The organism is Propionimicrobium sp. PCR01-08-3, from assembly GCF_030286045.1.
Classification (GTDB): Bacteria; Actinomycetota; Actinomycetes; order Propionibacteriales; family Propionibacteriaceae; genus Brooklawnia.
Window position 1 is genome coordinate 2613369 of the sequence record NZ_CP127390.1, and the last position, 26427, is coordinate 2639795.

At 64.7% G+C, this 26427-nt stretch carries 25 protein-coding genes; 14 read left to right on the forward strand and 11 right to left on the reverse strand.

Going from position 1 to position 26427, the window contains the following annotated elements:
* Positions 1 to 234: 234 nt before the first annotated feature.
* Complete coding sequence (locus tag QQ658_RS12120; protein WP_286025091.1) at positions 235 to 1029, reverse strand: AraC family transcriptional regulator; 795 nt, start codon at positions 1027 to 1029, stop codon at positions 235 to 237.
* Between the two features lie 69 nt (positions 1030 to 1098).
* Between QQ658_RS12120 and QQ658_RS12125 the strand changes: the two genes are divergently transcribed.
* On the forward strand, positions 1099 to 1620 hold the full coding sequence (locus tag QQ658_RS12125; RefSeq protein ID WP_286025092.1) for a VOC family protein: 522 nt from the start codon (positions 1099 to 1101) through the stop codon (positions 1618 to 1620).
* Between the two features lie 84 nt (positions 1621 to 1704).
* Positions 1705 to 2229 (forward strand): DUF1697 domain-containing protein, encoded by a 525-nt coding sequence (locus QQ658_RS12130; RefSeq protein WP_286025093.1) that lies wholly within the window; start codon positions 1705 to 1707, stop codon positions 2227 to 2229.
* Here QQ658_RS12130 and QQ658_RS12135 read toward each other — a convergent pair.
* Positions 2219 to 3229, reverse strand: a complete 1011-nt coding sequence (locus QQ658_RS12135) for an AraC family transcriptional regulator (protein ID WP_286025094.1) — start codon at positions 3227 to 3229, stop codon at positions 2219 to 2221. The two genes, QQ658_RS12130 and QQ658_RS12135, sit on opposite strands and share 11 nt — an antisense overlap.
* Positions 3230 to 3375: 146 nt before the next feature.
* Between QQ658_RS12135 and QQ658_RS12140 the strand changes: the two genes are divergently transcribed.
* Positions 3376 to 4239: an NmrA family NAD(P)-binding protein gene (locus QQ658_RS12140; RefSeq protein ID WP_286025095.1), complete on the forward strand. Its 864-nt coding sequence runs from the start codon at positions 3376 to 3378 to the stop codon at positions 4237 to 4239.
* A gap of 12 nt (positions 4240 to 4251) precedes the next feature.
* Complete coding sequence (locus tag QQ658_RS12145; RefSeq protein ID WP_286025096.1) at positions 4252 to 4731, forward strand: anthrone oxygenase family protein; 480 nt, start codon at positions 4252 to 4254, stop codon at positions 4729 to 4731.
* A 126-nt stretch (positions 4732 to 4857) separates the two neighbouring features.
* Here QQ658_RS12145 and QQ658_RS12150 read toward each other — a convergent pair whose 3' ends face one another.
* The gene (locus QQ658_RS12150) at positions 4858 to 5454 is read right to left on the reverse strand and encodes a TetR/AcrR family transcriptional regulator (RefSeq protein WP_286025097.1); all 597 of its coding nucleotides are present in this window, start codon (positions 5452 to 5454) and stop codon (positions 4858 to 4860) included.
* A gap of 58 nt (positions 5455 to 5512) precedes the next feature.
* On the opposite strand from QQ658_RS12150, the gene QQ658_RS12155 reads away from it, so the two are divergent.
* A complete protein-coding gene (locus tag QQ658_RS12155; protein ID WP_286025098.1) occupies positions 5513 to 6730 on the forward strand; it encodes a beta-ketoacyl-[acyl-carrier-protein] synthase family protein in 1218 nt (405 codons plus the stop codon).
* Positions 6731 to 6860: 130 nt separating this feature from the next.
* Here the strand turns inward: QQ658_RS12155 and QQ658_RS12160 are convergent, their stop codons facing one another.
* Together QQ658_RS12160 and QQ658_RS12165 are read right to left on the reverse strand one after the other, a co-directional pair.
* Positions 6861 to 7433 carry a CDP-alcohol phosphatidyltransferase family protein gene (locus tag QQ658_RS12160; RefSeq protein ID WP_286025099.1) on the reverse strand — a complete coding sequence of 191 codons (573 nt, stop codon included), beginning with the start codon at positions 7431 to 7433 and terminating at the stop codon, positions 6861 to 6863.
* On the reverse strand, positions 7430 to 8038 hold the full coding sequence (locus tag QQ658_RS12165) for a DedA family protein (RefSeq protein ID WP_286025100.1): 609 nt from the start codon (positions 8036 to 8038) through the stop codon (positions 7430 to 7432). Before QQ658_RS12165 ends, QQ658_RS12160 begins: the two co-directional genes overlap by 4 nt.
* A gap of 109 nt (positions 8039 to 8147) precedes the next feature.
* Between QQ658_RS12165 and QQ658_RS12170 the strand changes: the two genes are divergently transcribed.
* The 3 genes from QQ658_RS12170 to QQ658_RS12180 all read left to right on the forward strand — a co-directional run bounded on the left by QQ658_RS12170 (position 8148) and on the right by QQ658_RS12180 (position 11138).
* Positions 8148 to 9563 carry a sensor histidine kinase gene (locus QQ658_RS12170; RefSeq protein WP_286025101.1) on the forward strand — a complete coding sequence of 472 codons (1416 nt, stop codon included), beginning with the start codon at positions 8148 to 8150 and terminating at the stop codon, positions 9561 to 9563.
* Positions 9560 to 10234, forward strand: coding sequence for a response regulator transcription factor (locus QQ658_RS12175; protein ID WP_286025102.1), 675 nt, complete (start codon positions 9560 to 9562; stop codon positions 10232 to 10234). Before QQ658_RS12170 ends, QQ658_RS12175 begins: the two co-directional genes overlap by 4 nt.
* A 79-nt stretch (positions 10235 to 10313) precedes the next feature.
* Positions 10314 to 11138, forward strand: a complete 825-nt coding sequence (locus tag QQ658_RS12180; RefSeq protein WP_286025103.1) for a siderophore-interacting protein — start codon at positions 10314 to 10316, stop codon at positions 11136 to 11138.
* Here QQ658_RS12180 and QQ658_RS12185 read toward each other — a convergent pair.
* Positions 11135 to 12106 (reverse strand): Gfo/Idh/MocA family protein, encoded by a 972-nt coding sequence (locus QQ658_RS12185; protein WP_286025104.1) that lies wholly within the window; start codon positions 12104 to 12106, stop codon positions 11135 to 11137. The two genes, QQ658_RS12180 and QQ658_RS12185, sit on opposite strands and share 4 nt — an antisense overlap.
* A 152-nt stretch (positions 12107 to 12258) precedes the next feature.
* On the opposite strand from QQ658_RS12185, the gene QQ658_RS12190 reads away from it, so the two are divergent.
* From QQ658_RS12190 to QQ658_RS12205, 4 genes are all read left to right on the forward strand, one after another.
* On the forward strand, positions 12259 to 13662 hold the full coding sequence (locus QQ658_RS12190; protein ID WP_286025105.1) for an Hsp70 family protein: 1404 nt from the start codon (positions 12259 to 12261) through the stop codon (positions 13660 to 13662).
* Entirely contained in the window at positions 13659 to 16028 is a 2370-nt protein-coding gene (locus QQ658_RS12195; RefSeq protein ID WP_286025106.1) for a helix-turn-helix transcriptional regulator, read from the forward strand. The genes QQ658_RS12190 and QQ658_RS12195 overlap by 4 nt, the downstream gene beginning before the upstream one ends.
* A gap of 140 nt (positions 16029 to 16168) precedes the next feature.
* Positions 16169 to 17035 (forward strand): IniB N-terminal domain-containing protein, encoded by an 867-nt coding sequence (locus tag QQ658_RS12200; RefSeq protein WP_286025107.1) that lies wholly within the window; start codon positions 16169 to 16171, stop codon positions 17033 to 17035.
* 24 nt (positions 17036 to 17059) lie between these two features.
* Positions 17060 to 17500, forward strand: a complete 441-nt coding sequence (locus QQ658_RS12205) for a hypothetical protein (RefSeq protein WP_286025108.1) — start codon at positions 17060 to 17062, stop codon at positions 17498 to 17500.
* A 69-nt stretch (positions 17501 to 17569) separates the two neighbouring features.
* On the opposite strand, the gene QQ658_RS12210 is transcribed toward QQ658_RS12205, so the two are convergent.
* The 5 genes from QQ658_RS12210 to QQ658_RS12230 are packed head-to-tail and all read right to left on the reverse strand — an operon-like array spanning position 17570 to position 22616.
* The gene (locus tag QQ658_RS12210) at positions 17570 to 19159 is read right to left on the reverse strand and encodes a dynamin family protein (protein WP_286025109.1); all 1590 of its coding nucleotides are present in this window, start codon (positions 19157 to 19159) and stop codon (positions 17570 to 17572) included.
* Positions 19156 to 19530: a hypothetical protein gene (locus QQ658_RS12215; RefSeq protein WP_286025110.1), complete on the reverse strand. Its 375-nt coding sequence runs from the start codon at positions 19528 to 19530 to the stop codon at positions 19156 to 19158. Before QQ658_RS12215 ends, QQ658_RS12210 begins: the two co-directional genes overlap by 4 nt.
* Positions 19521 to 21143, reverse strand: a complete 1623-nt coding sequence (locus tag QQ658_RS12220; RefSeq protein ID WP_286025111.1) for a dynamin family protein — start codon at positions 21141 to 21143, stop codon at positions 19521 to 19523. The genes QQ658_RS12215 and QQ658_RS12220 overlap by 10 nt, the downstream gene beginning before the upstream one ends.
* Positions 21140 to 21361 carry a hypothetical protein gene (locus tag QQ658_RS12225; protein WP_286025112.1) on the reverse strand — a complete coding sequence of 74 codons (222 nt, stop codon included), beginning with the start codon at positions 21359 to 21361 and terminating at the stop codon, positions 21140 to 21142. Before QQ658_RS12225 ends, QQ658_RS12220 begins: the two co-directional genes overlap by 4 nt.
* A gap of 46 nt (positions 21362 to 21407) precedes the next feature.
* Positions 21408 to 22616 carry an RNA-binding protein gene (locus QQ658_RS12230; protein ID WP_286025113.1) on the reverse strand — a complete coding sequence of 403 codons (1209 nt, stop codon included), beginning with the start codon at positions 22614 to 22616 and terminating at the stop codon, positions 21408 to 21410.
* A 237-nt stretch (positions 22617 to 22853) separates the two neighbouring features.
* Here QQ658_RS12230 and QQ658_RS12235 point away from each other — a divergent pair, with 237 nt between their 5' ends.
* On the forward strand, positions 22854 to 24380 hold the full coding sequence (locus tag QQ658_RS12235) for an alpha-amylase family glycosyl hydrolase (RefSeq protein ID WP_286025114.1): 1527 nt from the start codon (positions 22854 to 22856) through the stop codon (positions 24378 to 24380).
* A gap of 61 nt (positions 24381 to 24441) precedes the next feature.
* On the forward strand, positions 24442 to 26382 hold the full coding sequence (locus QQ658_RS12240; protein WP_502928916.1) for a solute carrier family 23 protein: 1941 nt from the start codon (positions 24442 to 24444) through the stop codon (positions 26380 to 26382).
* Positions 26383 to 26427: the final 45 nt, after the last annotated feature.

The following is a 26427-nucleotide window of genomic DNA, read 5'->3' on the forward strand; positions in this document are numbered from 1 at the left end:
CGGAGAACTCCAATGTGGCCGCGGTATCCACGTACAAGGCTGCAGGGTTCGCTGTTCGCTTGCCAGTTGCGGACACGCACCGACCCGATTGAGATATGTGCGGCCGCACTTCCGGATCCGAAAGGAAATGGGATCCGCGATGCTTCGGCATGCTCGGATCATTGAGCCGCAGCTCCAAGGACGCATCGCGATGAGCATGTCGCGCACATTGCGAACGTCAGTGGCCGCCTGGTCTTAGATATCGCGACTGTCACTTCTGTACGCACTCGGTGCGAGGCCGAGGACCTTACGGAAGTCTGCGGCGAGGTGGGCATGATCCGCGTACCCGAGTTCTGCCGAGACATGTGCAATGTTAAGTGAGGGGTCTTGCCGCAAGCGCAGAGCGGCCTCTTGGAGGCGGTACCGGCGAATAATCGCGAGCGGTGGGAGACCCACATAGCGTCGCGCGAGACGCTGCACTGCGCGGATCGATATTCCCAGGTGCGTTGCGACCTGATCGACACGAACGATGGTCCGGTCTGAGGAGATGAGGTTCTCCATCTCATTGGCCAGCATGGCATTCGCGTCCGCAGCCTGGAAGCGCTCTGCAGCCCACTCTGTGAATGCAACGATGGCGTGCTCCAAACCGTTTGTGTCTTTCCCTTTTCCCATGGCAGCAGTCACGGTCGTATGCAGCTCGGGAGCGTCAAAGGCAATCTCGGAGTTTTTGATACCGTGTGGATCTGCATGCAGTGATGCGATTCCGGCTGGACGGAGCGACGCACCGACCGCCCACCCGCGGCCGCGGAGATCCTGGTGCGACGTGCCGGTGGTGGGGCCATGGAGCTTCACTCCGTCGCTTTGAACGACCAGGTTCGACGCCGGAAACGGAAGCACTCTCTGCCGAGATGTTCGCCCTGGAGGAAGCTCCCAGCGCGGCACCCAGAACCAGCGGATCCATGCGTCGATGCCTTCCTCTGCTCGTTCTCTGTGGAAGGACGGGAGTTTGGTCGGGTACAGGATGCCTCGTCCGTCAGTGAGCTCAGTCATGGCACCTCCGTTCCCACCTCGTCGTGAATCTTCAAGCCACCGTGGCCGTCGCGCGAATACGCTCGAAGCATGACCGAAAACAACTTGCACCAACCTGGCGTTTCTGGCAACCACACTACCGATGGCATCCCGCACGGGTCGACCAGCCTGACCCCGTTCCTCGCGGTCACCGGTACCACCGATGCTGTCGAATTCTACCGCTCAGTATTCGGCGCTCGCCTCGTCGACGCCACCGAGATCAACGGTATCGTGGTCCATGCCGAGCTGGACTTCGGTAACGGCAAACTGCAGCTCGGCGAGCCCAGCCCTGATTACGGGCTCGTGCCAGCTCCGTCGGGAGACAACGTGTGCTATTCGATGGGCCTGTACTGCGCGGACATCGACGCGACAGTAGAACGAGCCGAACATGCCGGAGCCACTATTCGTGAAGCGACGAGCACGTTCGTCTCTGGCGACCGCTTCACCTCCATTCATGATCCATTCGGAGTGCGCTGGTCGGTCATGTCCCGTGTCGAAGATCTCTCCGAAGCCGAAAGCATGGAACGAGTCGCCGCCTGGGCGGCGGGCCAGGAAACCGGCGAGACGCAGTAACCGACGCCCAGCGGCGGATCGGTCGACCCGATCCGCCGCCTGGATCGTGGATGAAAGGGTGATTGAAGAAAAGAGGTCACGCACATGGAGCATGCAGCTCTGCTGCGCGGGGTGAACGTCGAGGGCATCACGATCCGTTCGGCGGATCTCAAAGGACTCTTCGTTGGGCTCGGCTTCGAAGATGTGCGCACATATCTCGCCAGTGGTAACGCGCGCTTCACTTCGGACGCCGCAGATCGCGCGGAACTCAAAGCAACGATCGAGCGGGCACTTACGGCGCGATTCGGCTACGAGGCCTGGAGCGTGCTCGTCACCCTCGATGAGCTCCGCCGAGCCCGTGATGAACTGCCCTTCGACCCTGCCGACACGACCCATAATTCCTATGTGATTTTCGGCGCGGACGGAGCGACGAGGGATGCACTGATGCAGAAGTACCATGATCTTCCGCACGGGGAGGATTGCGTACTGCCCGGACCGGGCGTGATCTACTGGAACGTGCCCGTGACCGACACGACCAGTTCTCCGTTCGGCAAGGAACTTGGCCGCACCGCCTGGAAGCGTACGACTACGAATCGCAACATCCGTACCGTCAGCAGGATCACGGTCTGAGCAGCGACAATGAGGATCGCACCGGCGTGATCACACCCCCAGAGATCGCGCTTTGTTCGCGGCGCACTGCCCCCGGTGTCCGTCCGATGATGCGTGTGAAGGCACGGTTGAATGCTGCTTCGGAGCGGTAGCCGAGTTCGGTGGCGAGTCGGGCCGCGGTGGTGTTCTCTTCACGGAGCCGGTTGTGGGCGATGTTCATTCTCCAGCGGGTGAGGTATGCGATCGGTGCTTCTCCAACGAGCTCGGTGAAGCGGGTGCTGAATGATGAGCGCGACATCGTTGCGAGGTGTGCGAGTCGTTCGAGTGTCCATTCGCGACCGGGGTCGGCGTGGATTGCTTCGAGCGCTCTGCCGATTCGTTCGTCCTGCATGGCGAGCAACCATCCGGTCCCGGTGTCGGGATCGGCGGCGAGCCAGGTGCGGATCGCTTGGATGACGAGGATGTCGGCGAGCCTGGTGGCCACGGCCTCGCCGCCGGGCTGCGTGCGTGCGAGTTCGCCGGCCATGAAGCGCAGGGTGTCACGGATCGGTTCCGCGGCGGAGGCGGTATCGCCACCGACGAACAATAGTTGCGGCAGCGCACGCATGAGCTCCCGTGCTGCCGCGTCGTCGAACGAGACGATGCCGCAGATCAGTTGACCGCGCCGACCATCACCTCCGTACTGCAGGAGTGAGTAGCGGTCGGTGAGGTACTGCTGCGGCAGCAGATCGACGCGGGGGCCGGGTGGCGCGTCTGGCGCACTGGCCAAGAAATGTCCGAGCCCGTGAGGCACCAACACCAGGTCTCCTGCTCGTAGTTCGCGGGACTCGCCGCCCGGCAGGCGGAGCCAACAGGTGCCGGCGGTGACGACATGAAAGCTGATCGAGTCGACGATGGCCGGCATCTCGAGCGCCCAGGGCTCAGTGAGCTGGGCATGGCAGTAGAACGTGCTGCGCATTCGCAGCGTGTGCAGCACTCGGGCCAGCCGATCGGTACTGCCGGGGACAACAGCATCTTCCATGCGCACAGCCTTCCATGGATGATCACGATAGTTCCGACCAAAGCAGATGAATGAGCAAGAAACTCGAATGTTCAGGCATAGATCCACCGTCGTCAACATCGTACGGTCGGACTGGTAAGAGCGCTATACGACCGAAAGGAAACGCTATGTACGTCGTTGCCGGGGCAACAGGCAGAGTCGGATCGGCTGTAGCAAGGCAACTGTTGTCCGAGGATGCGGAAGTGCGGGCACTCGTGCGTCGTCAGGTCGATGCCGATGGCTGGGAGGCGCAGGGTGCCGGAGCACGCATCGTCTCATTGGACGACCGTTCCACGCTGACTGAAGCGCTCGCAGGTTGCGCTGGGTTCTTCGCGCTGCTGCCGTTCGACCTCACCACCAATGATCTCAACGAGCACACGGAGCGTTTGGTCGAATCGATCGCGGGCGCCGTGGCCGGTGCCGCCGTGCCGCATGTGGTGCTGCTCTCGTCCGGCGGCGCGGACCTCGCCGAGGGCACCGGCCCGATCGCCGGGCTGCACTGCGCGGAAGTGGCTCTGCGTGCGACGGGCACGGTGCTCAGTGCGTTACGCTCGGTTCATTTCCAGGAGAAGCTCGCCGATGTGCTCGATACGGCTCGCGAGAGCGGCATCTACCCGGTGTTCGCCGGTTCGGCGGATGTGTCGGTTCCGATGGTCGCCACTGCTGATCTTGGAGCAGTCGCCGCCGACGTCCTGCAATCACCTCCCAGCGTGAGTGAAGCAATTGATGTTCTCGGCCCTTCGTATTCGGAGCGAGCTGTTGCTGCGGTGCTGGGTCGCGCACTGGGCCAGGAATTGACGGTCGAGGTTATTCCGGAAGAAGTGTGGGCGGACGTGCTTACCGAAGCAGGCTTCCGGCCGCGTATCGCAGCAAGCCTTGCCGAACTGTATCGAGCTGATCAACAGGGGCTGCTCGCGCCTCGCGGCGACCGCCAGGTCAGCGGGCATACGCCGATCGATGTCACGATCGACCGCCTCCTCGCGGCAAGCTGACCAGGCAGCCAGATGTGCGTTTTTCTGACGAGCTTGCTCTCGGTCGCCACCGTCACCAATGGGCTGCTCGCAGGAGTGTTCTTCGTATTCTCCTGTGCCGTCGTTCCCGGCCTCCGGCGTGTAGATGATCGTACATTCGCGTGTGCGTTCCAGGCGATCAACCGGGCGATCCTCAACAGCTGGTTCCTGAGCGTCTTCATCGCGGCACCCGTCACCGGGGTCGCCTGCGCCGCACTCACTATCTGGAAGGTGTCGTTCATGCCGACACTCATCGGTGCGGCTGCGGGCGGGTCATTGCTCACCTTCGCTATCACGGCGGTGAAGAACGTGCCACTGAACAATCAGCTCGATCGCGCGACGCTCAGCAGCCCGGAGGGTCTCCGAGTGGCGCGTCAAGCCTTTGAACGACCGTGGACGCGCTGGAACCTGGCACGCACGCTCACCAGTCTCGTCGCGTTCGGCTGCTTTGTCGTTGCCGGGATCCTCGCATAGCCTGGCGCGAATCCACCGGTGTTCTGAGGGGAAGCGCAACACCTTCTACGGCGCGATTCAAGAATCGCCGTGTAGTCGAGGTTCTCGTCTCTCTCGAGCTCGAGAACTGATGCAGTTAGGGCGAAGCTACCTCTCATCAACCGGGCGAAGCGACAGTGTGGCCGCCACGTCGACAGAGGACGGCCCTCCTGGGAAGCCGGCCTGAGAGATAAGCACGGCGCCGAAGACCGCGCTCCAGAATGTCTTCGCCGCCCGGCCGACACCTTGGTCTGTCGTCCATCCGTGTTCGCCAAGTTCTTTCTCCAGGAACCGCTCGGAGTGGCGAAACAGGAGGTTGAGTCCAGTCTCGACCGTCGGCTGCACCGCGGGGTTCCCGCGCGCGAGGGCGAGCGCGCTCACCACGACGGTCGTAGATGGCATGGTGAGAGCAGTTCGGGCGAGCACCTCGCGCAGACCATCAGGTGTGGACACTCTACGACCTGCCTTCTTGAGGCGTTCGGTGTCTCGCAGCAGAAGCCCGAATGCGGCGTCGATATACAGCGCGTCCTTGGAGCCGAAGTGGTGGGTGATTTGGTTGGGGTAGACGCCGGCGGCCTTGGCCAACACACTCACCGTGACGTCGGTGAACGTGCGGTCTCGGAAGAGGGCCATCGCGGCCTCGCGAATCCTCCAACGCGTGCCTGCACCACGAACGGATTGCCTGTGCTGATTCTTGTCGGCCACCTCTTAATTGTATGTGATACAAATGTAGTTGTATACGATACAAGACAGGAGAACGCTGATGCGGATTGCGATGACCGGCCACGGAGCGGTGACCCCGCTGGGAGCCAACGTGGACACCCTGTGGTCAGGCCTGATCGAGGGGCGCTCGGCAGCACGCGAACTGGACGAGCTGGACGCGTCATGGGCTGACCTCCCGGTTCGTGTCGCCGCTCCCGTGACGACCGATCTCGAAACGGTTCTTGGCCGCGTCCGGGCACGGCAGCTCGACCGGAGTCAACAGTTGGCACTTGTCGCAGCCAACGAGGCGTGGCAGCAGGCGGGGCTTCGCGACATCGAGCCCGAACGCCTGGCGGTGGCCGTCGGGACCGGAATAGGAGGCATTCAGACGCTGCTCGGCCAAGATGACACTCTTGAGAGCGGCGGTCCGCGGCGAGTGTCACCGCGCACCGTGCCCATGCTGATGCCCAACGGCGCGTCAGCCCAGATCAGCATTGAGTACGCCGCGAAGGCCGGAGTCTTTACCCCCACGTCGGCCTGTGCATCGGGAGCGGAGGCCATCGCGATGGGTGCGCGACTCATCCAAGAGGGCGAGGCGGACGTGGTGATCGCAGGCGGAGCCGAGGCGGCGATCACTCCTTTGACCCTCGCCGGGTTCGCCCAAGCCCAGGCTCTCGCCAAACCGGACGGAGGGCCGGTCGATCGACTCTCCCGGCCGTTCGACACCGACCGCCGAGGCTTCGTACTCGGTGAGGGAGCCGGCATCGTGATTCTCGAAAGCGAGAGCCACGCCGCCGCACGTGGCGGCCACATCCATGCCTGGCTTTCCGGATGGGGCATCACCTCGGACGCACACCACATCACCGGCACCGAGCCGGGCGGAATCGGCCAGGTCCGTGCCATCCGCAAGGCACTCGCGAGCGGTGGTCTCACCCCGAACGATGTCGGCCACGTGAATGCCCATGCGACCGGGACGATCATCGGTGACCGCGCCGAGGCGCAGGCGCTCGTTGAAGTATTCGGCGACGGTGTGAACGTCACTGCTCCGAAGGGCGCGCTGGGCCACCTCGTCGGAGGAGCGGGGGCCGTCGAAGCGATCATCACGGCACGGACCATTGAATCAGGGATCATTCCCGCGACCGCCAATCTGCAGACCATCGACCCCGAAATCCAGCTGGACGTCGTCAAAAAGACCCGCCGCTCGCCCGTGCGGGCCGCGATCAGCAACTCATTTGGATTCGGCGGGCAGAACGTGACACTCGTCATTTGTGCTGCCTAGAGGAGGCAGTCCGTGCGAACCAAGCCTTCGATCAGAGCTACCAGGCTGAAATCGAACTCCCGGCCACGTTCCGCAGGCGACAGGGTGTTCGAGGAAATCTTGGGCCTGACAGACGTGAATGCGCCCCTGTTCAGGCTTCACGAGGTCCACGCACAATAGAGGAGCAGTACCCGATTCCTGCAACGAGGTGGAGGGCCGCTCCGATAATGCAGAGCGCTTGCCCCGCGAGGCCGAGTTGATCGAGTTCCGGGATCGCTCCGAGCCCGACCAGCACGATGCCTGCCATCAGCACGGCTGTGCGAATCTTTCCGATCCAAGACACTCCAGGAGCATGGCTCGGTCGCACGATGAGGTAGGTCACAGCGAGGGTGACGTCGACTGCCGCGATGCCCAGAACGACCCAGATGGCTAGCTGACCGGCGACGACGAGCGCTAACGCGATCACTGCGACACCCATGCGATCTGCGATCGGGTCGAGCACAGCACCTGTTCTGCTGGACTGACCGAGTTTGCGCGCGAGGTAGCCGTCGACCCAGTCGCTGGCCCCGAAGACGATCAACAGGACCACGGCCAGCACGTGCTGTGACCTGTTGACGATCAGGATCGCAACGGGGATGACGAGCGCGAGCCGGACGAGGGTGATGGCATTGGGGATGGTTGCCCAGTCGTGAGCGCGGGCACGTTTGGTGGTGAGGTGGCTCATAGGTGGACCTTCTTTCGGCGGCGAGCGAATAGCCGGCTCGCCACGACAACGGCGAGTACCGTCAGAGTGGGCAATGTGTAGTGTTCGACCGCGTCCAGGAGCGCGGTGCCGATAGTGGCGCCGCCGACGACCCAGAGTGTCGCCCAAAGAACAGACGCAATTCCGCAGGCTGCGGCGAACCTTGAATAGGGCATGGTGGAGGAACCTGCTGCGGCGGCGACAAAGGTGCGGATGCCAGGGAGCAGTCGCGCAAGGATTATTGTCCAGAATCTGCCCGAGACATATTGGCGAGCAGTGTTCCATCGGTGTATTCCAAGCCGTCGAATAACTCTGGTGTCTCCCAGTTGCGATCCGAGCCCACGGCCTACCGCGAAGCCGATGTGGTCGCCGATGAAGGCCCCTACGGCGGCGGTGGCTACGGCGAGGGCGATAAGTTCGGCACGATCGGACAGGGCGATCGCGGCCAGCACGATCCCAGTTTCTCCAGGCAGGATGGCGCCTATGCCAAGAGCTGCGTCCATCGCGGCGGCCAGCAGGACACATACCAGCACTAGTGCGACATGTGCACTGGCTTGTTCGAGGATCGTGCGCAGAAGATCGATCATGCCTGTGAGGCTAGGTTCACCGAGCCGCTTCTCAGCAGTGCCGAAAGTCTGTCATTGATGTTCACTATCGTTAATGTCCCGGCCGAAACGGCGTCTGTAGGTTGGGGCCATGAGCGAACGCTTCAGGAATCGTATGGCCGGTCATGGTCGGCAGACGATTGTGGCCTGCATCGCCGGCGCTTGCGCGGGTGCGTCCACGCGCTGGTTGGCGGACGCCCCTGTGCTCATCCTGACTCTCGTCGCAATTGTTGCGGTTGCACTCGTATTGACGACCCCTCGTGCGCCGGTGTCTGGCGTGACTGCGGGGTCGATATCGGCGGCGGTCGCGGTCCAACTTCCACTCCTACAGATTGAGCCGGTTTTCCAGGGCCTGCTCTACGGACTACTGACGGCCCTGACACTCGCCGGCCCGTTGACGATTCGTCGCGCCCTTCACCAGCGGCGAGAGTTCCAACGCCGAGGCTGGCAGCTTGCCGCCACCGAGTCACAGCGACGGGCCAGCGAGACCCGGGCTGCGGTGCAGCGGGAACGGATGACGCTCGCAGCGGAGATGCACGATGGTCTCGGCCACTCCCTCACGCTCATCGCCGTACGGCTCGGGCAGCTGTCTGTCACGGCGTCCCTATCGGACGATGACCGGGCCGAGGTCGCCAATATTCGCGAGCTCGCGGCGGACGCGGCCGATAACCTTGGACTCGCGGTTCGATTGCTTCGCGAGTCGGACAACGCCGCTGCAAGCTGGGCACCGCAGACGATCGAGGACTCTGTCGAGGGCGCTCGCCGGGCGGGCATGCACGTGGATGCGAAGGTCGATGACACTCTGAGAGAAAAAGCCAGTGAAGAAACAGCGAACGCCGTGGCGCGGGTAGTTCAGGAGGGGCTCACCAACGCGGCCAAGCATGCTTCGGGTCAGCCCGTCACCATTCGTGTCGAAACTCATGGCGAGACCGTGATCGCACGCATCAGCAACCCCTTGCCCGAGCGGCAGGCTGAATCGACCGGGCCCGGGTTCGGGCTGACCGGCCTGCGTCATCGGGCGAGGATGCTTGATGGTCACCTCTCCGTCGATAGCACAGCGGCCGCGTACTCGATCACTCTCACTCTGCCGCTCCACGCACGCGTCTCAGGAGACAGGGCACCGGACGACCTGGTCATTGTCGAGGCCGAAAACGAAGCGGCCAGTCTGCGCGCCAACGCCGCGCGGAAGGCGATCACGGTGCCCTTGGCCCTTGCGAGCGCACTCGCATTCGTTGTTGCTGGCTACTTCGTCCTCGCGAACACGCTGCCGGTGCTGAGTAGCTCTCAGTTCGCCGCGATCGCGGTGGGCGATGACAGGGCGAGCGTCGAACAGGTGCTTCCGGCCCTGGACATGCTCGATGCGCCCCGAGATGAGTTCCCCGCGCGATCGGCAGAGGAATGCCGCTACTTCGAAGCCGAGGTCAGCTTCTTCGAACGCGTCGATGTCTACGTTGTCTGTTTCGCCTCTGAGCAGGTGAGTAGAACAGGAACGGTACCCGCGTCATGACCGCCCGTGAGAATGATCCCGCAGCGCGAACACGAATCCTGATCGCCGACGACGACCGGCTCGTCCGCACCGGAATCGCCGCGATCCTCACCTCTGCGTCAGACATGGAAGTCACCGCGCAAGCAGCCGACGGCCATGAAGCTGTCCGCGAAGCAGCTAGGCATCGCCTCGATGTCGCCCTTCTGGACATCCAGATGCCACGTTTCGACGGCATTCAGGCTCTGCGTGAAATCCGGCGGCAGCAGCCAAAGCTTCCGATCGCGATGCTGACGACCTTCTCCGATGATCACCTCATCTCGGACGCGCTTGGCGCCGGCGCACTTGGCTTCCTCCTGAAGTCCGACGATCCCCAGCAGCTCATCACCAGTGTCCGAGCACTCGCACAAGGCGGCGGCGCATTTTCACCGCGGGTCGCGCGCTGGCTCGCTTCCCGCGAACATGACAGCCAGCGGGCCGAAGGTGCCCGAAAGCACCTCACCGATGCTCTCACGCCCCGCCAGATCGAACTCCTCACCCACATTGGCCACGGACTTTCGAACTCCCAAATCGCCCAGGCAATGTATCTGTCTGAAGGCACAGTGAAACAGTATGTCTCCCAACTCTTCGACGTCCTTGGTGTCGATAACAGAGTGCATGCTGCCGTGGCCGCCTACCGAAGCGGGCTACTGTGAACCGAACTAATGCGCCCGCTCTCCTTGACGCGGCGGGTTAGGCTGACCTAAGTATCTGGAATCAACCGGAAGAGGTCACATGCCACCCAGCAAGCGAGTCGTGCGTCACGCAACCGTCACCGCCACTCGGACGATTTCTCCCAGCTTGATCCGGGTGAGCCTCGATTCGCCCGACCTTGTGGGCTTAGATCTGCCCTTCACCGACCACTACGTCAAGCTGCTCTTCCCGCCTGCCGGGTCTGACTACGCGCTTCCTTTCGACCCCGACGAGCATCCGGACGAGCGGCCCACCACCCGCACCTATTCGCTGCGGCGCCGCGACACCGTGAACGGGACGATGGACATCGATTTCGTCACCCACGGCGATACGGGCGTCGCCGGGCCGTGGGCAGAGCAAGCGAAGCCCGGGGATCGCATCAACTATTTCGGGCCGGGCGGAGCCTGGACGCCAACCGGCGACTACGACTACTTCGTGCTGGCGGGCGACGAGGCGGCCGCCCCGGCGATCTGCGCGGCGCTCGAAGAGTTCCCCGCAGGCAAGGCCGGGGTGGCTTTCCTCGAAGTGGCCGACGAGCAGTCCGTCTTCGAGCTTCCCGCGGTCGCCGGTGTCGAGATCGTCTGGGTGTATCGCGACGGCGCCCCCTATGGCCAAAAGCTCGCCGAGGAGGTCCGCACGGTCGCGACCCCGACGAATGGGAAGACCAGCTGGTTCGTCCATGGCGTCGCCGAGATGGTCAAGGACCTGCGCCGCTACCTTTTCGTCGAGCGCGGCTTCGACAAGGCCGACGTCTCGATCTCAGGTTACTGGCGCGCCGGAATGAACGAGGACGGCTGGCAATCGTCCAAACACGAGTTCGTCGCGGGCATGGAGGCCGAGGAGACCGCGGCGATGTCGCGCAGTTAGGGCCTGATGATGGACGCCCGGATGGCGTCCATCATCTGCAGGGTGCGCAAGGTGCGGTTCTGATCGGGCGTCGGATCGGCACCGGCGACCAGGTCGCAGAACCGCTCGATTTCGAAGACCATGTTGTCCGCCGGATTGTCTGCGGGAAGATCGATCGTCCGTGTTTCGCTGCGTCCATCGAGATAGCTGACGGCGATCTCGCGGGGAGAGGTCACCGAATCGAAGGTGAGCGTGCCGAGCTCGCCCTGGATCTCGCTGACCCGGGCGGAAGCGGTGATCTTCGAGTACGAGAGGTCTGCGGCCATTCCCGGGTAGGCGGCCACCACGATGCCTGCCCCGTCGGCACCCGATCCGATCGTCACGTCGGCGCCGGAGACGGATTCGGGCACGCCGAACAGCTCGATCAGCAACCCGACGCAGTAGACCCCGATGTCATAGAGCGCTCCCCCGAAAAGCTTCGGGTCGAAGATGTTCACCTGCTTGCCGGCGAGCACCAGGTCGTAGCGGCTTGAGCGCTGCGAGAAACTCAACGAGACCCGGCGGATCTGCCCGATGGTGCCGAGCAGCGCCTTGATCGCTTCGACGCTGGGATCATAGATGTTGCGCATGCCTTCGAAGATCACGACCCCGTGCCGTTCGGCTTCGTCCAGCAACGTGGCGAACTCGGCGGCGGTCGGCACTGCCGGTTTCTCGACGAGAACATGCTTGCCGGCCTCGAGTGCGCGTCCCGCCTGCTCATAGTGGATGCCGTTCGGGCTGGCCACGTAAACCGCATCGACGTCGGACGAGCCGAGCATCTCGCCGAGATCGGTCCAGGTCAGGCCGACTCCGAAATCGGCGCTCGCCCGGCGCGCCTTATCCGTGCTCCGCGAATAGACGCCGACAAGCTCGGCGCCGGGCGCCTGGGTCAAGGCGTCGACGAATTGGTGAGTGATCTTGCTGGTACCGATAGTGGCGAACCGGATCATGAATCAACCCTATTCCGCGCTCCCGCTCGAAGACCGGGCCACATCGGCATTCTGTGGATTTGCTAAAAGCGAACATCTGACCCCCACTAGCGGAACTGCTCGCGGTTTATGCTTCAACTACCCCAACTGACTTTTCGGGAGGGGACCGCGACGTGACGCAGCACAATCTGGCCGTTTCGATCGGTGCACGGCGCATCGCCTGCGCGGTGGCCCACCAAGGCTCCGACGGACAAACCACGACAGAACCAGTTCGGCTGGGCCATGGCACGCAGACGAGCGCGGCGGTCTTCGTCCGGCCCGACGGTGTGCTGATTTTCGGGGACGAGGCCGTGTTGCACGGCCAGGCCCATCCCGAACGCCTCATTCACGGACTGTCCGGGCGCATCGGCGACCCGATCGGTTTCACCGTCGCCGAGATGACCATCGAGGCGCCGGAGGCGTTTGCTCAAGCGCTCACGTGGGTCGCCAACCGCGCCACCGAGCAGTTGGACGAGCCGCCCACCGGCCTGGTCATCGTGCATCCCGACGAGTGGGGGCCACACCGGCTGCAGATCGTCTCCGACGCACTGACCGCGTGCGGTCTCGCCGGCTTCGGCTTCACCGCCTCGGCGCAGGCCGCGGTGGCCCGCTACCGGCAGACCGCCTCGCTGGACGCCGGGCATCACATCGCCATCTACGACTTCGGCGGCGAAACATTTCGCTGCACCATCATGAAGGCCGGCTCCGACGGCAGCGTCCGGCCTGCCGGAACCACCGGAAAACTGGACGATCTCGGTGGGGCCGATCTGGACGACGCCATCTTCGGATACCTGGTGGATTCTTCGGGGCTTTCCGAGGCATCCACTCTGACCAGCGGAAATGTCGCGGCGCATGAGGCTCTCGTCCGGTTGCGTGAGAGCGGGACGGCCGCGAAAGAAGCGCTGTCGTCCGAAACCGATGTCACCGTCCAGGTGATGGTGCCGCCCGTCCAGACCAACGTGCGACTCACCCGAGCAGAGCTCGAACAACTCGCGGAGCCGCTGATCGAACACACCGCCGATCTGCTCGATGAGGCCCTCGACGATGCCCGGATCGGCGCGGCCGACCTCGACGCGATCATATTGATCGGCGGCACGTCGAGGATGCCCCGGATCGCCCAGCGGCTGTCCGAGTTGTTCGACCGGCCCATCGTCATCGACCCCGATCCGGCGGCCTCCACGGTTCTCGGCGCGGCACAGGCAGGTCTCGAATCGGCTGCCGGACGCGACCACTCCATCTTCGGCAACGACCTCCACACCGAAGACGACGGCGACGACCGGCCGGACGAGGCTCCCCGGCAGAAACGAAAGCTTCGCCTGCCGTCAAGCGCGCACCTCACACGCATCGTCCGCATCGCCCTGATCGTGGCCGCGGTGGTGCTGGTCGCCGTCTGGCTGCTGGTGCAGCCGGCAGCAGCCGATGACCGAGACTCCACCGGCCACCCGTATCCGCTAGCGTCCGCCACCGTTCAATCGACCGACAACACCGCCACGTCACCACCCTCGACGTCGCCTACTCACCGGGGGAATCACTCATGACTCAACTTGACTCGCATCATGCCGCAACCGTCACCTTCGCCAGCGCGCAGACCGCCCTCAGGACGATCGCCGATCTGGCGGTGCCCCGGCTTTTCGTGCTGGGAACGGCGGGCAGCGGCACCACCGCGTTGCTCGATGAGGCGGCCGACATCTTGATAGCGCGCGGCACCGACGTGCACTACTGGCGTCCGGCAACCTCGATCGCCGAGTTACCGCGCTCGGCAACCCTCGTCGTCGACGACGCGCACCGGCTCGACGCCCAGGTCATCGGTCAGCTGCACGAGCACGTTTCGAAACCGGACGCGGGCCTGATCATCGGCGCGCGGCCCTGGCCGCGATCGGAGATCCTGACCGACATCGCACGCACCATCGAGCGTTCGATCCCCATGGTTGTGCTGGGGCAGCTCTCCCGGCGCGACGTGCTGGCTCTGCAGCGCACCCACGCCTTCCAAATCCCCGACCGGGACCTGGCACGGATCACGGAGTTCACCGGCGGCATCAGCTGGCTGGTCATCCGCGCGATGTATCTGTACGAGTATCTGAGCAGCGACGACGACCCCGAGCTGTCCGGGATCCGGCAGGTTCTCGCCGATGAGATCGCGGCCCGGGTCGCCCGCGAGGACGATGACCTGAAACAGCTGATCGAGGTGGTCAGCATCAATCCGCAGGCGATGGGGAGCTGCCCCGATGCCGATCCGCGGATCGCGGACGCTCTAATTGCCCAAGGCCATGCCGAAGGGCTGCTGCTGCGCAACGGGCAGCCCGCACCGATCGTCCGAGAAGCCGTCATGGCGAGCACCCCCGCTCATCGGCATGCCGGTCTGAAAACGGTCGGTGAACAGCACGCAGATCCCGATCCTGCCACCGGGCCCGCGCCCTCGTCCGCGGCCCGGGCCCTGGATGCCTGGCGGCAGGACGACCTGGACACGGCGGCCACGATCCTCGACGCGCTCGATCCGGCGGCGGGGAATCCGCACGACGATGGCCTCACCGATCTGGCCGCAGCGATCTGGAGCGCGCGCGGCATGCCGCAGATCAGCAGCGACAGCTATCTGGCCAGGCCACCGATCAGTGCGCAGTCGAGTGCCCGGGCCGCGATTGCCCACCTGGGTGTCGGGATGCCGGAGAGAGCCATTCCGGCTCAGAAGTCGTCACCGGCACCCACCACGCTCGGCGTCGCCCTGCAGTTGCTCGAGGAAGGCCTGGCGGCCTCGCTCGCACCGGTTCCGGATCTCACCGCGCTGCTCGATCTGGTGCGTGCCTCCGAGTTGTATACCGCATCGCGGCACGTGGGGCCGATTCCCGAACTACCTGCGGTGATCGCGGCGGCGGTTGCGATCGCCGCAGGCCAGCCCCAGACCGCCCGAGATGTCATGGTCGCTGCCGTCGAGGGTGGCCAAGGCGGTGATCCGGCCCGAGCGAGACTGCTGCTGTGGCAGGCGTTCGCGTCCATCTATGCCGAACGGCCCGCGGACGCCCGGGAAGCCCTCGCCCAGGCCGAACGGCTCATCGGCAGGCAATCGACACGCGACCTGATGCTTCTCGGCACCGTGCGAATCATGCTGGCGCGCCACTATGAAGATGTTCAGGCGCTACGCGCCGCCTGGAATGCCGCGGTCGCTCACCGGCGTCACACCGATGTCTCCATTTACTCGCTGCTGCCACTGGGCGCCCTGATCGATGCCGGCGCCCGGCTCGGCGAGGCCTCCTTGTTGGGGGTGGCGTCCAAGCGGGCGCTCGATCTGATCGAAGCGCTGGGGTCTCCCCCGCTGTGGTCGAATCATCTGCACTGGGCTTTCGTCCAACAGGGCATTCTGCTCAACGAGCCGGCCCGGCTGGCGTCACACGCGCAGGCCCTGGTCGCGGCCGCGCCGCACAGCGCGGTCGCCGCCGCGATGGCGCAGGCCGGATCGATGTGGGTCGCGGTGCTCGCCGGCAATGCCGACCCGGGCCAAGCCGAAACCGCCGCCCGGGCGCTCGCAGCGGTCGGTCTGGCCTGGGACGGGGCCAGGCTGGCGTCGCACGCGGCCCAGCGGGTCTCCTCCGATCGCCGGGCAGCGGCCAGGCTGCCGGCCTGCGCCCGAGAATTGCATCCGCCCGAGCAGGCCCGGACGACCCCGGCCGCCGAAACGGTGCAGCCGGCCACCGCGCAGCGCGAGCCGAACCCGCTCAGCGAGCGGGAGAACGACATCGCCCAGTTGATCTTGCAGGGCAAGACCTACGCCGAGATCGGCGAGTCGATCTTCATCTCGCCACGCACAGTCGAGCATCACGTGGCCAGCATCCGCCGCCGATTGGACGCCACCTCCCGCTCGGACCTGATAGCCAAGTTGCGTCTGGTCATCGGTGCATCCCTTGGGGTGTGAGCGCGAATTAGCTCGTCAACGGCGAACCCCGAAGCTGATCCCCGATCCGCCACGAACAACCATGGGGGCCAACCCCCATGTCACGCGGGCGGCACGGGCCTAGGGTCAGATCAGAATTCCCGCACGACAGGAGTTGCGATATGTCCACACCCTTGGCCACGATTGCCGACGCGCTCATCGAGTTCATTCTCAGTTTGTTGCGCGACCCGGCCGCGGCCGAGCAGTTCGCTGCAGACCCGGACGAGGCGCTCGCCTCGGCCGGTTTATCGAATGTCTGCGCCGCCGATGTGCGCGCCGTCGCGCCGGTTGTCGTTGACCGGCCCGATGTCGTCGCGCGAGTGGCGCAGCCTGCCCCGGTGATACCGGTGGCACACGGACCGGGCGGCTATCTGCCGCCCGTGAAGCCTCTCCCGCCCACCCCGGCCCAGGAGATCTCCCACATCACCAACAACTTCGCCGTCGATGCGCGCGCCACGATCGTCGACCAATCGGTGAATCAGAACATCTGGGCGCATGGCGACGTCAACCAGATCTTCGATCAGGAAGCCGTCATCGCGAGCGGCGACGGCTCGGTGGCGGCAGGCGACGACGTGCTCACCGACAACTCCGAGACCGACATCAGCACCGGAGACATCGGCATCGGCAACACCACCACCGATATCGACATCGACGATTCGTTCAACGACGAGTCGACCGAGGTGGACGTCGAGGTCGAGGCCGACGACTCGTTCAACGACGAGTCGGTGACTACCGGCACCGAGGTCGAGGACTCGTTCACCGTGGACGACTCCTTCAACACGGACGCCTCGCTGAGCGTCAGCACCGATGGCGCGTCGGACGCGGCCTATGCCGCCCCTCTCGACGCTGCACCGGCCGAGACCGTTCCTGCCGCAGATTATGTGGAGGTGGCTCCGGTCACCGAGTACCCGGTCACCGAGTACGAGGACGCCGGTGCGATCGTCTACGACCCCGGCTTGGACGCTCCGGGCGAATTCGACCAGCAGTGATAGCGATCAAGTGGAATCATGTCGATGACTGAACTGGATCGATCGGATAGCTCGGGCCCGGCCCCGGCGGTGACGCGGATTCGTACCGCGAAGCCGTCGCAGGCCAGGCCCGAGCGTCCTTCTGTGTTGAACGGCAATGCAGCACCGGTGGTGGTGAAGGTGCCCCCGCCTTTCGCGGTGCGCACCTGCCAGTTCTTCTGGGCGATCAATTTCGTGCTGGCCGCGACGGCGATCGTCTTCTTCTTCGTGATCCGCGAAGACCAACTGCCGCTGATCGCCGATGCCATCCGCGCGGTAGAGGCGGATCGTCCGGACGAGACCTATGACAAGGCCGCCGACATCGTCTACTGGTCGGTCTTCGGGGTGATGATCGCGTTGCTGCTCGTCCAGATCACCCTGATGGTGTCGTTCATGAACCGCAAGCCGGGCACCAGGTGGTGGCAGCTCGTCACGCTCGGCGCGTAGCTGCTGCTCTTCGGGCTGGGCCGCGAGCTCATCGCCGGCGGCGAGAACGAAGAAAGTATCCGCCAGCTGTTAGCCGGCCAGATCGTAGCCGTCACGCTCGCGCTGCTGATCAGCAATCTGCCGTCGGCCATCCGCTGGACCGCCCGGCGCCACGATGTCCGCCGCGGGCTGGGCGAGGTCGCCGGTATCGGTGGCGAGGCCTGAGGCGATCTGATCGAGGCTGCGAATCACGATCCGGCACGCATCGACTCCTGGCCGGTTCAGCAACGGCGACATGGCCTGAATCCGCCAGCTGTCGATGGCCGAGGCGACCTGGCGTCTCAGTCGCCCGGACGACGGGTCCGCCGCTTCGCCCAGCCCCAGCCTGCTGGCGGCGTCCAGGCCATCCCCACCGACGATGCGCACCGCCTCCGCGCTCAGCCCATCGGGCAGCCCGAGGCCTGACACCTGCGCCCGTGACAGCAGGGAAAGTTCGCGCAAGCCATGCGCGGCCGCGCGGATCCGTTCGATGCCGGCGCGCACCTGCTCGTCGCCGGGGCGCGGTGCCGCGTCCAGCAGGCGCTCCAGCCCGTCGAGCACCGCCCTGATTTTCAAGGTGGCGGCCCGCGACTGAAAACGCCGGTCGATGACATCCCTCAGTTCGACCAGGCCGCTGTGCTCGATGAGTTGTGCCGCCAACTGCTCCGAATCGGGCGCACCCGCCCTGATCAGCGAGACTGCCAGCCGGACGCCGAACAGCCCGAACCTATTGAGCAGCTGCCTTCGGGTGCCGGCGTCGAGGGCCAGGTCGCCGGTCGGGGCGGTGAACCGGTCGGCCGAGATCAGCAGACGCTCCCTGACGCCCCGGTCACAATTCGCGAGCGCGCGAAAGGCCCGGAACTCGGATTCGCGCAAGGTACGTGCGCCCTCGGCCAGCAGACCGGCGACCGGCACCACCCCGAGCACCAGCCGGGCCAGCTCGCCGTCACGTTCGTAGCGGCTGGCCACCTTGCCCGCCGAGAGCAGCGAGTCGATGCGGCCCGACCCGATCTCGTCGGCGCGGGAGAGCACCCCCACCGCGTTCACGGTTTGGGAGGCACCGGCCGCGGTGTCCCGGAAGGCCTCCAGGAATCCCAGATCCGACGGGTGCAGATGACGCATCAGGTAGACGATCGCGTCCGCTGATGACGGGGCATCGGAGGGGGTCAGGAAATCCAGTGAGCGGGTCGAGACATCGGACGACAACGAGGCGATGCCGGGGGTGTCGATGAGGATGACCGATTTCAGCACCGGCGCCGGCCAGCCGATGTCGATCCGCTCCACCTCGTCGGCCGAGGTGGCGTCCATGTCGATCACCAGCTGCCCTGCCACCCGCCGGATCGGCAGCCGACGGCTGGGGCCGTCATGGGGGTGCAAGGTGATCGAAGGGGTGTCCGCGTAGCGGTACCAGGTCACCACCTTCGTGCATTCCCCGGCATCCGTCGGCGCGATCTGCTCGCCGAGCAGGGCGTTGAGCAGCGTCGATTTTCCTGCCTTGACGATGCCGGCGAGCGCCAGCCGCAGCGGCTCACGCAGCCTGGCATCGAGTTCGTCCAGTGTGCCGATGGACGAATGGTCGCGGCTATAGAGCGACCGGGCGTCTGCGATGAGCCCGGCCACGTCGTCCAGTTCGTCGTTCATCTGGTCACCGCCCGCCGTACCTCGGCGGTGGGCAATGCCTGCACAGCGGGCAGCCCACTGTGTAGCTGCTCCAGTTGCTGCAGTTGCCCCTTCAGCAGTGCGACCCGCTTGTCCTGCTCGTCGGAATACGAACCGGCGGCCTGCTTGGCGGCCAGCACCGATTCGGCCAGCGAGCGATGCAGCTCGTCCGCGATGGACGTGAAGTGGTCGCGAGCGGTGCGTTGCACGATCCGCAGCCGGTCCTTCAGCTGCTTGGAGACCTGAAAGGTCACCTCGTCGATATAGCGGCGGACGATGTTCTTGGCCTCGAAACGACGTCTGGTCAGCCGGTTCGCCATGTCCTCGCGGTAGGCGCGGCGTCCTACCAGCACCCCTGCCAGCAGCGAGATCGGGAGCCCCGCACGCCGATATAGATCTTCTCGACCGCCCCCAGGTGCCCCTCCTCGAAATCGGGGAGTTCGTCAACCGGGTCCAGCAGCCCGTCGACCGAGGAGACTTCGATCACCGGGAGTTCGCGTTCGTCGGCGAGGAAGAGTTCGGCGATCTCCTCGACGAGCCAGGTCGAGCGTTCCTCGGTCCACACGAAGGTTTCGGAGATCGCGGCGGCGACCCGCTGATCGATCCATTCGGTGATCTGGTCCCAGATCGGGCCGGGATCGCCGTCGTCAATCGATTCCTCGGCTTCCCGCTGCACCCGGCGCAACCGATCGCGCAGATCGTGTTCCATGTCGGAGATCAGGTCGGCCATACCGTCGGCCAGCGCCACCTGCCAGCGTGCGGACACGCTGCGGAAGTCGTCCGCCTTCTGCTTGGCGTCCTCGAGCTGCGCGATCATCCGCGGGGTGTCCTCGGGGTGCAGGATGGCGTTCAGTTCGGTGCGCACCGTGACCGTCATCTGTTCGACGGCGAAGCTCATGTCGTGCACGGCGCTGCGCGCGCCCAACAGTTCGGCCCGCTCGACCACGTCGCGGCGCAGGTGGGTGACCAGCGCCGGGAACCCGGATTCGCTGTTGAGTTCGCGGTCCTGCTGCTGGGCCGCGAGCAGCCGCAGGTCGCTGGAGACCGCGAAGATCGGCAGGTCGCCGATCTGCTTCAGGTGGCCTTGATCGATGTGCTGGATCGAACGCCATTCGGGGTACAGGTCGGTCTTGGCCAGCACCGCGGCCACGTTCGGGCAGATGCGCATCGCATGCTTGAGCAGCTGAACCTCGGGGTCGGTGTATTCCTGCGACGCGTCGGAGACCAGCAGCACCGCGTCCGCGGTGGACAACGCCGACAGGGTCGCGAGGGCCTGGGTCGAATCCAGGTTGCCGACCCCGGGTGAGTCGACCAGCCGCAGCCCGTCCTTCAGCAGTTCGCGGGGCAGCGCCACCTCAGCGGCGACGATATGCCGCTCATTTCCGGGGTTGCCCTTCTCGGAGACATAGTCGGCCAGCTGGTCGAGGTCGACCACATTGCGGACGACCGGTGCGCCGGGCTGTGGCTTTCCTCGCGTCTGGTCGGCACCTTCGGGCCGGGTCATCACCCATGCGCCGGGCTGTTCGCCGTAGCCGACCGCGGTCGGCACGCTGGTGGCGATGTCGTCATCGATCGGGCAGACCGGGGCGTTCACCAGCGCGTTGATGAGTTTGCTCTTGCCCTGTTTGAACTCGCCGACCACCACCACGCGGACGTTGGGATCCTGCAGCCTGGCCCTGGTCGCTACCAGCCGCTGCACCAGGTCGGTGCGTCCGGTCACGGTGGCGAACCGGCCGGTCTGTTCGACCAGCTTGAGCAATTGCGGACGCGGGACGATGGCTGTGGGGCTGGCCTGGGCCGCGGCAGTCCGAGGCTTGGTGGCCGGCTTCACGGCGGTGAGGCTGCGGCGGGGCACGGTTGCTTCGCCGAGTCCGCTATCCGGGGTGTGGGACGCAGCGCTACCTGCCACACCCACATCACCCGCGTCGATGGAGTCGGCAGCTACCGGGTTCACCTGTGTGCTCATGCGGTTCCCTCGTGTTTCTCGTTCATGTCGGCGTCGTTGACGGCGTCCACCCAGCCGCGCCCGAAGTAGTGAGCTGCGCACGATATATCGGGCGCGTTCTCGCACATCGGGCGCAGGAACTGGTGCAACGGCGACTTCGTGCAGGTGCTGCGTGTGAACGCCCGCGAGCCCGGCTCCCACTTGGAGCCGGGCTGCGTTGTTCGGGTGGCGGATTCCACCGGGTTCAGTTACTTCGTCGGACGATGGGTCTCGGGCCCTATCGGGTCAGAAGTCGATCTCACCCTCGCCGCCGGTGGCACCTGCGCCCGGGCTGAAGATGTTGCCATTGTTCGCCCATTCGAAGCTGTTGTCGTAGGTGGCGTCGATCTCACTGGTGAACGAATCGTCGATGGTGAAGGAGTCTTCGATATCGACATCGACGTTGGTCGAGTAGTCGTTGAACGAATCCTCGATCTCCAGGTCGAGGTTGTACTGCTCGGAGAAATCATTGAACGAATCGTCGATCTGCGTGCTGATCTCGGTGTTGCCGATGGCGATGTCTCCGGTGGCCACGTTCACCACCGAATTGTCGATACCGATGTCGCCGCCTGCCGCGAGCGAGCCGTCACCGAATGCCACATTCGCGCTCTGGCCGAAGGCCTGGTTGACGTCGTCGCCGGCCGTGATGACCTGGTTGACCGACTGATCGAACTGCAGACTACGGGCGTCCACCTGAACGTTGAGGTCAGTGTCGCCGCCCAAGCCTCTGCCGAAGAAGCCGACGCCCGCGCCGCCGAGGTTCAGGCTGTCGAAGCCGGCGTTGTACTGGCGCACGCCCACCGTGGACGAGTAGTCGTTCAGTGTCTGGGTGTTGAACGAGCTGGTGATGTTGAACGAGTCCTGATTGCGGATCGAGTTGTCGGTCGTCTCATTGAAGGAGTCTTCGACCTCTACCTCGACATTGGTCGAATTGTCGTTGTAGGAGTCGCTCACATCGTTGAAGGAATCATCGATCTCGACTTCGACCTCGTTGTTCGACAAAACGTCGGTGTCGTTGTACGAGTCCTCGACGTCATTGAAGGAATCTTCATTGCCCGAGAGCACAGCGGTGTCGTTGTAGGAGTCGTCGATATCGTTCAGAGAATCCTCGACGGCAATACCCACGTTGGTGGAGTTATCCGAGCTGTCATTGAACGAATCCTCTACCTCGACCTCTGTCTCGGTGTTGAACGAGTCCTCGATGTCATTGTTGGAGGCGACATCATTGAAGGAGTCTTCGATCTCGGTATCGGTATTGAACGAATCCTCGACCTCGACGTCAGTGTTGAACGAATCGTCCACCTCGACGTCGTTATTGGACGCGATGTCGTTGAAAGAATCCTCGACTTCGGTATCGGTATTGAAGGAGTCCTCGACTTCGACCTCTGTCTCGGTATTGAAGGAATCCTCGATCTCGGTCTCAACGTCATTGTTCGACAAAATATCGTCAGCCACAGCTCTTGCCTTTCAACGGGGCCTTTAGGCCAAGTGATGAGTGGAAGTCTCGAGTAAGAGTCTGCGCCGGCGGGCGACCGGGAACATCGGGGATGAGCCCGGAACCCCTATCGCCCCTATAGGGGGATTCGAGGGGCTGGTCCCGGGCGGCGACGAGGACGAACCCGGCCCGGCACAGGGGCGGCGCCGCAGGCATCATCAAGACCTCCTCGGGCAGGCTGCAGGTAGCGTGGAACCATGTCCGACGAGCAACACGGTGACAGCAGCAGTGCCCCCACCAGCAAATACGACGAACGCGAGGCCGATTGGCGCAACGGGACGCTGATCTACCAGGTGATCGTCGACCGGTTCGCGCCGAGCGCCGACCTGGCGTCCAAGAAGGATCTCTATCCCGCACCCAAGAGACTTCGCGATTGGAGCGAAACCCCGACCCAAGGGCACTATCTCGAAGACCAGCAGGTCTGGTCGCACGAGATCGACTTTTGGGGAGGCGACATCGCGAGCCTCGAATCCCGCCTCGGCTATGTCGCCGAGCTGGGCGCCGACGTGCTCTATCTGTGCCCCATCCACCTGGCCTGGACGAACCACGGCTACGACGGGCTCGACTATAAAAAGGTGCGCCCCGAATACGGCACCCGCGACGACGTCAAGCAGCTCGCTTCCAAGCTGCACGGCCGCGGCATGAGGCTGGTGCTCGACGGCGTCTTCAATCACATGGGACGCCACAGTCCCGCCTTCAAGGCCGCCAGTTCGGACGAGCACGACCCGCATCGTGGCTGGTTCGATTTCAATCCGGACTATCCGGGTGGCGCCCGTGCCTGGGCGAACGCAGTCAACCTGCCCGAACTGGTGATCGAGAACCCGGAGGTGCAGCGCGAGATCTGGGGTGACCCGGATTCGGTGGTGCGCGGCTGGCTGCGTGACGGCATCGATGGCTGGCGGCTCGATGTGGCCTTCGAGCTCGGGCCGGACTATCTGGCGCAACTCACCCAGGCTGCCCACGATGAGTTGCCCGGCTCACTCACCCTGGGTGAGGTCTGCAACTACCCCGCCGGCTGGTTCCCGGCCCTCGATGGCGTGCTCAGCTTCACTCTGCGCGAGATCCTGCTGCTGGGCGCCAACCAGCAGATCACCGCCGGCCACATGCAGGCGATGCTGGAGCGCTACTTCGCCGATTCGGATTTCGAGCATCTGCTGAAGTGCTGGAATTACCTCGACAATCACGATGTGCCGAGAATCACCTCCACGATCCCGGACGCCCGCGCCCGCGAGCTCGCGACGGTCTTGCAGTTCACCCTGCCCGGGGCCGTCAACATCTATTACGGCACCGAGCTCGGGCAGACCGGCGGCGACGATCCGGAGAATCGGGCCCCGATGCGCTGGGATCTGGTCGCAGGCTCCAACCAGACCCTGCGGCTCTATCACCGGTTGATCTCGATCCGGAAGCAGCACCGAGCGCTTCGCGTCGGCGATATCCGCTGGCTGGTGACCGACCGGTTGATCGGTTTCGAGCGCCACACCGACCACATCGGCGAGGCGGTCTTCGTGGTCGCCAACCCGTCGTCCGACGAGGTCACCGAAACGGTTCTGGTGCCCGAGTCGATGCTGATGGATCTCTCCGATCTCACCGACCTGCTCAGCGGCACCAACGTGCCCGCCCACCGCGCGACGATCACCCTCACGCTGGCCCCGCACCAGGCGATGGTGCTCGTCGCCGATCTCGAGCCGGTTTTCGGGTACACCCCCTACAAGCGCACCCGTTAGCGGCCACTTGCGGCAAGAACGACTACCCGAGTGCCATGTTCCGGCGGGCGGCACTTAACATATGCACGTGTCCGTGACTGCTCCTGCCGCCCACAAACCACTCATCGACCCGGTGGACGCCGTGCCACCCACCCCGAAACTCGCCGTCCTCGGCCTGCAACATGTGCTGGCGTTCTATGCCGGCGCGGTGATCGTGCCGCTGGTGATTGCGCAGGGCCTCGGCCTGTCCGCGCAGGACACCATTCACCTCATCAATGCCGACCTGTTCACCTGCGGCATCGCCTCGATCATCCAATCGGCGGGCCTGGGACGCAAGGTCGGCGTCAAGATGCCGCTGCTGCAAGGCGTCACCTTCACCGCCGTCTCGCCGATCATCGCGATCGGCCTGGCGGCGGGTGGCGGCACCGAAGGCCTGGCCACGATCTACGGGTCGATCATCGTCGCAGGGCTGGCCACCTTCTTCCTCGCCCCCTATTTCGCGAAGCTGCTGCGGTTCTTCCCGCCGGTGGTCACCGGAACGCTGCTGACGGTGATGGGCACCACGCTGCTGTCGGTGGCGTCCAACGACGTGGTGAGCTGGGGCACCAGCGATCCCGGGATGCTGCCGAAGGCCCTCGGATACGCTGGCGGCACACTGCTGCTGATCATTCTCGTGCAGCGACTCTTCTCCGGATTCATGGGCACCATCGCCGTGCTGATCGGCCTGGTCGCGGGCACCCTCGCCGCATGGGCGTTCGGTGACACCGACTTCTCGGGTGTCGGCGACGCCGCACCGATCGGCATCACCACGCCGTTCTTCTTCGGCATCCCGCAGTTCTCGCTGGCCGCGATCGTCTCGATGCTGATCGTGATGGCCGTCACCGCCGTCGAGACCACCGGCGACGTCTTCGCCACCGGTGAGATCGTCGGAAAACGCGTCACTCCTGACCATGTCGCCGCGGCGCTGCGCGCCGATGGCCTGTCGACCATGCTCGGCGGAATTCTGAACTCCTTCCCCTACACCTGCTTCGCGCAGAACGTCGGGCTGGTGCGGCTCACCCGGGTGAAGTCACGCTGGGTGGTCACCGCGGCCGGCACCATCATGATCATCCTCGGCCTGCTGCCCAAGGCGGCCGCTATCGTCGCGGCGATCCCGGCGCCGGTGCTGGGCGGAGCGTCCATCGCCATGTTCGCGAATGTCGCGGTGGTGGGCATCCAGACCCTCGCCAAGGTCGACCTGCACGACAACCGCAACGCGGTCATCGTCGCGACCTCGGTCGGGCTGGCCATGCTGGTCACCTTCCAGCCGGGCATCGCCGAGGCCGTGCCCGGGTGGGCGCAGATCCTGCTCGGCTCCGGCGTGACGATCGGCGCGCTCACCGCGGTGTTGTTGAATCTGCTGTTCTTCCACACCGGCAACACCGATGGCCCCGACCTGGCGGTCAAGGACGGCAAGGCGATCACCTTGTCGCAGATCAACGCGCTCGACCACGACGAATTCGTCGAGGTCTTCTCGCCACTCTTCCCGGTGCGCTGGCCGATCGAGGAGGCCTGGGGCCTTCGTCCATTCGCGGACGCAGCCGAGCTGCGCGAGGCATTCCAGCATGTCGTGCTGACCGCACCGACCGACAGGCAGCGCGAACTGGTCGAGTCGTATCACGACATCATCGACCTGCTGATGGATCCCGATCATGCCGGCGATGACATCAAGGCGATCCAAGAGACCAGCACCCTCGCGCTCGACCGGCTGGACGATCAGGACCGCGAGGCGATGCTGGCGGTCGATCAGGCCTACCGTGAGCGCCACGGCATGCCGTGGGTGGCGGCCATGGCCAATGTGCATTCCACCAAGCAGTTGGTCACGGCGGGCTGGCGTCGGGTCGAGAGCTCCACCGAACGCGAGCTGGCCAAGTCGATCACCCAGATCGGCGACATCACCGACGCCCGGTTCAACGCTCTGGTGGCCGACGCCAACCCGATCAGCGGGGCCTGGGCGCACCGCTTCGAGCAGCTGAATCAGTGAAGTTTGTGGGCTCAGGTATTCTCGTGCTTCTGACCTGAGCCCGAA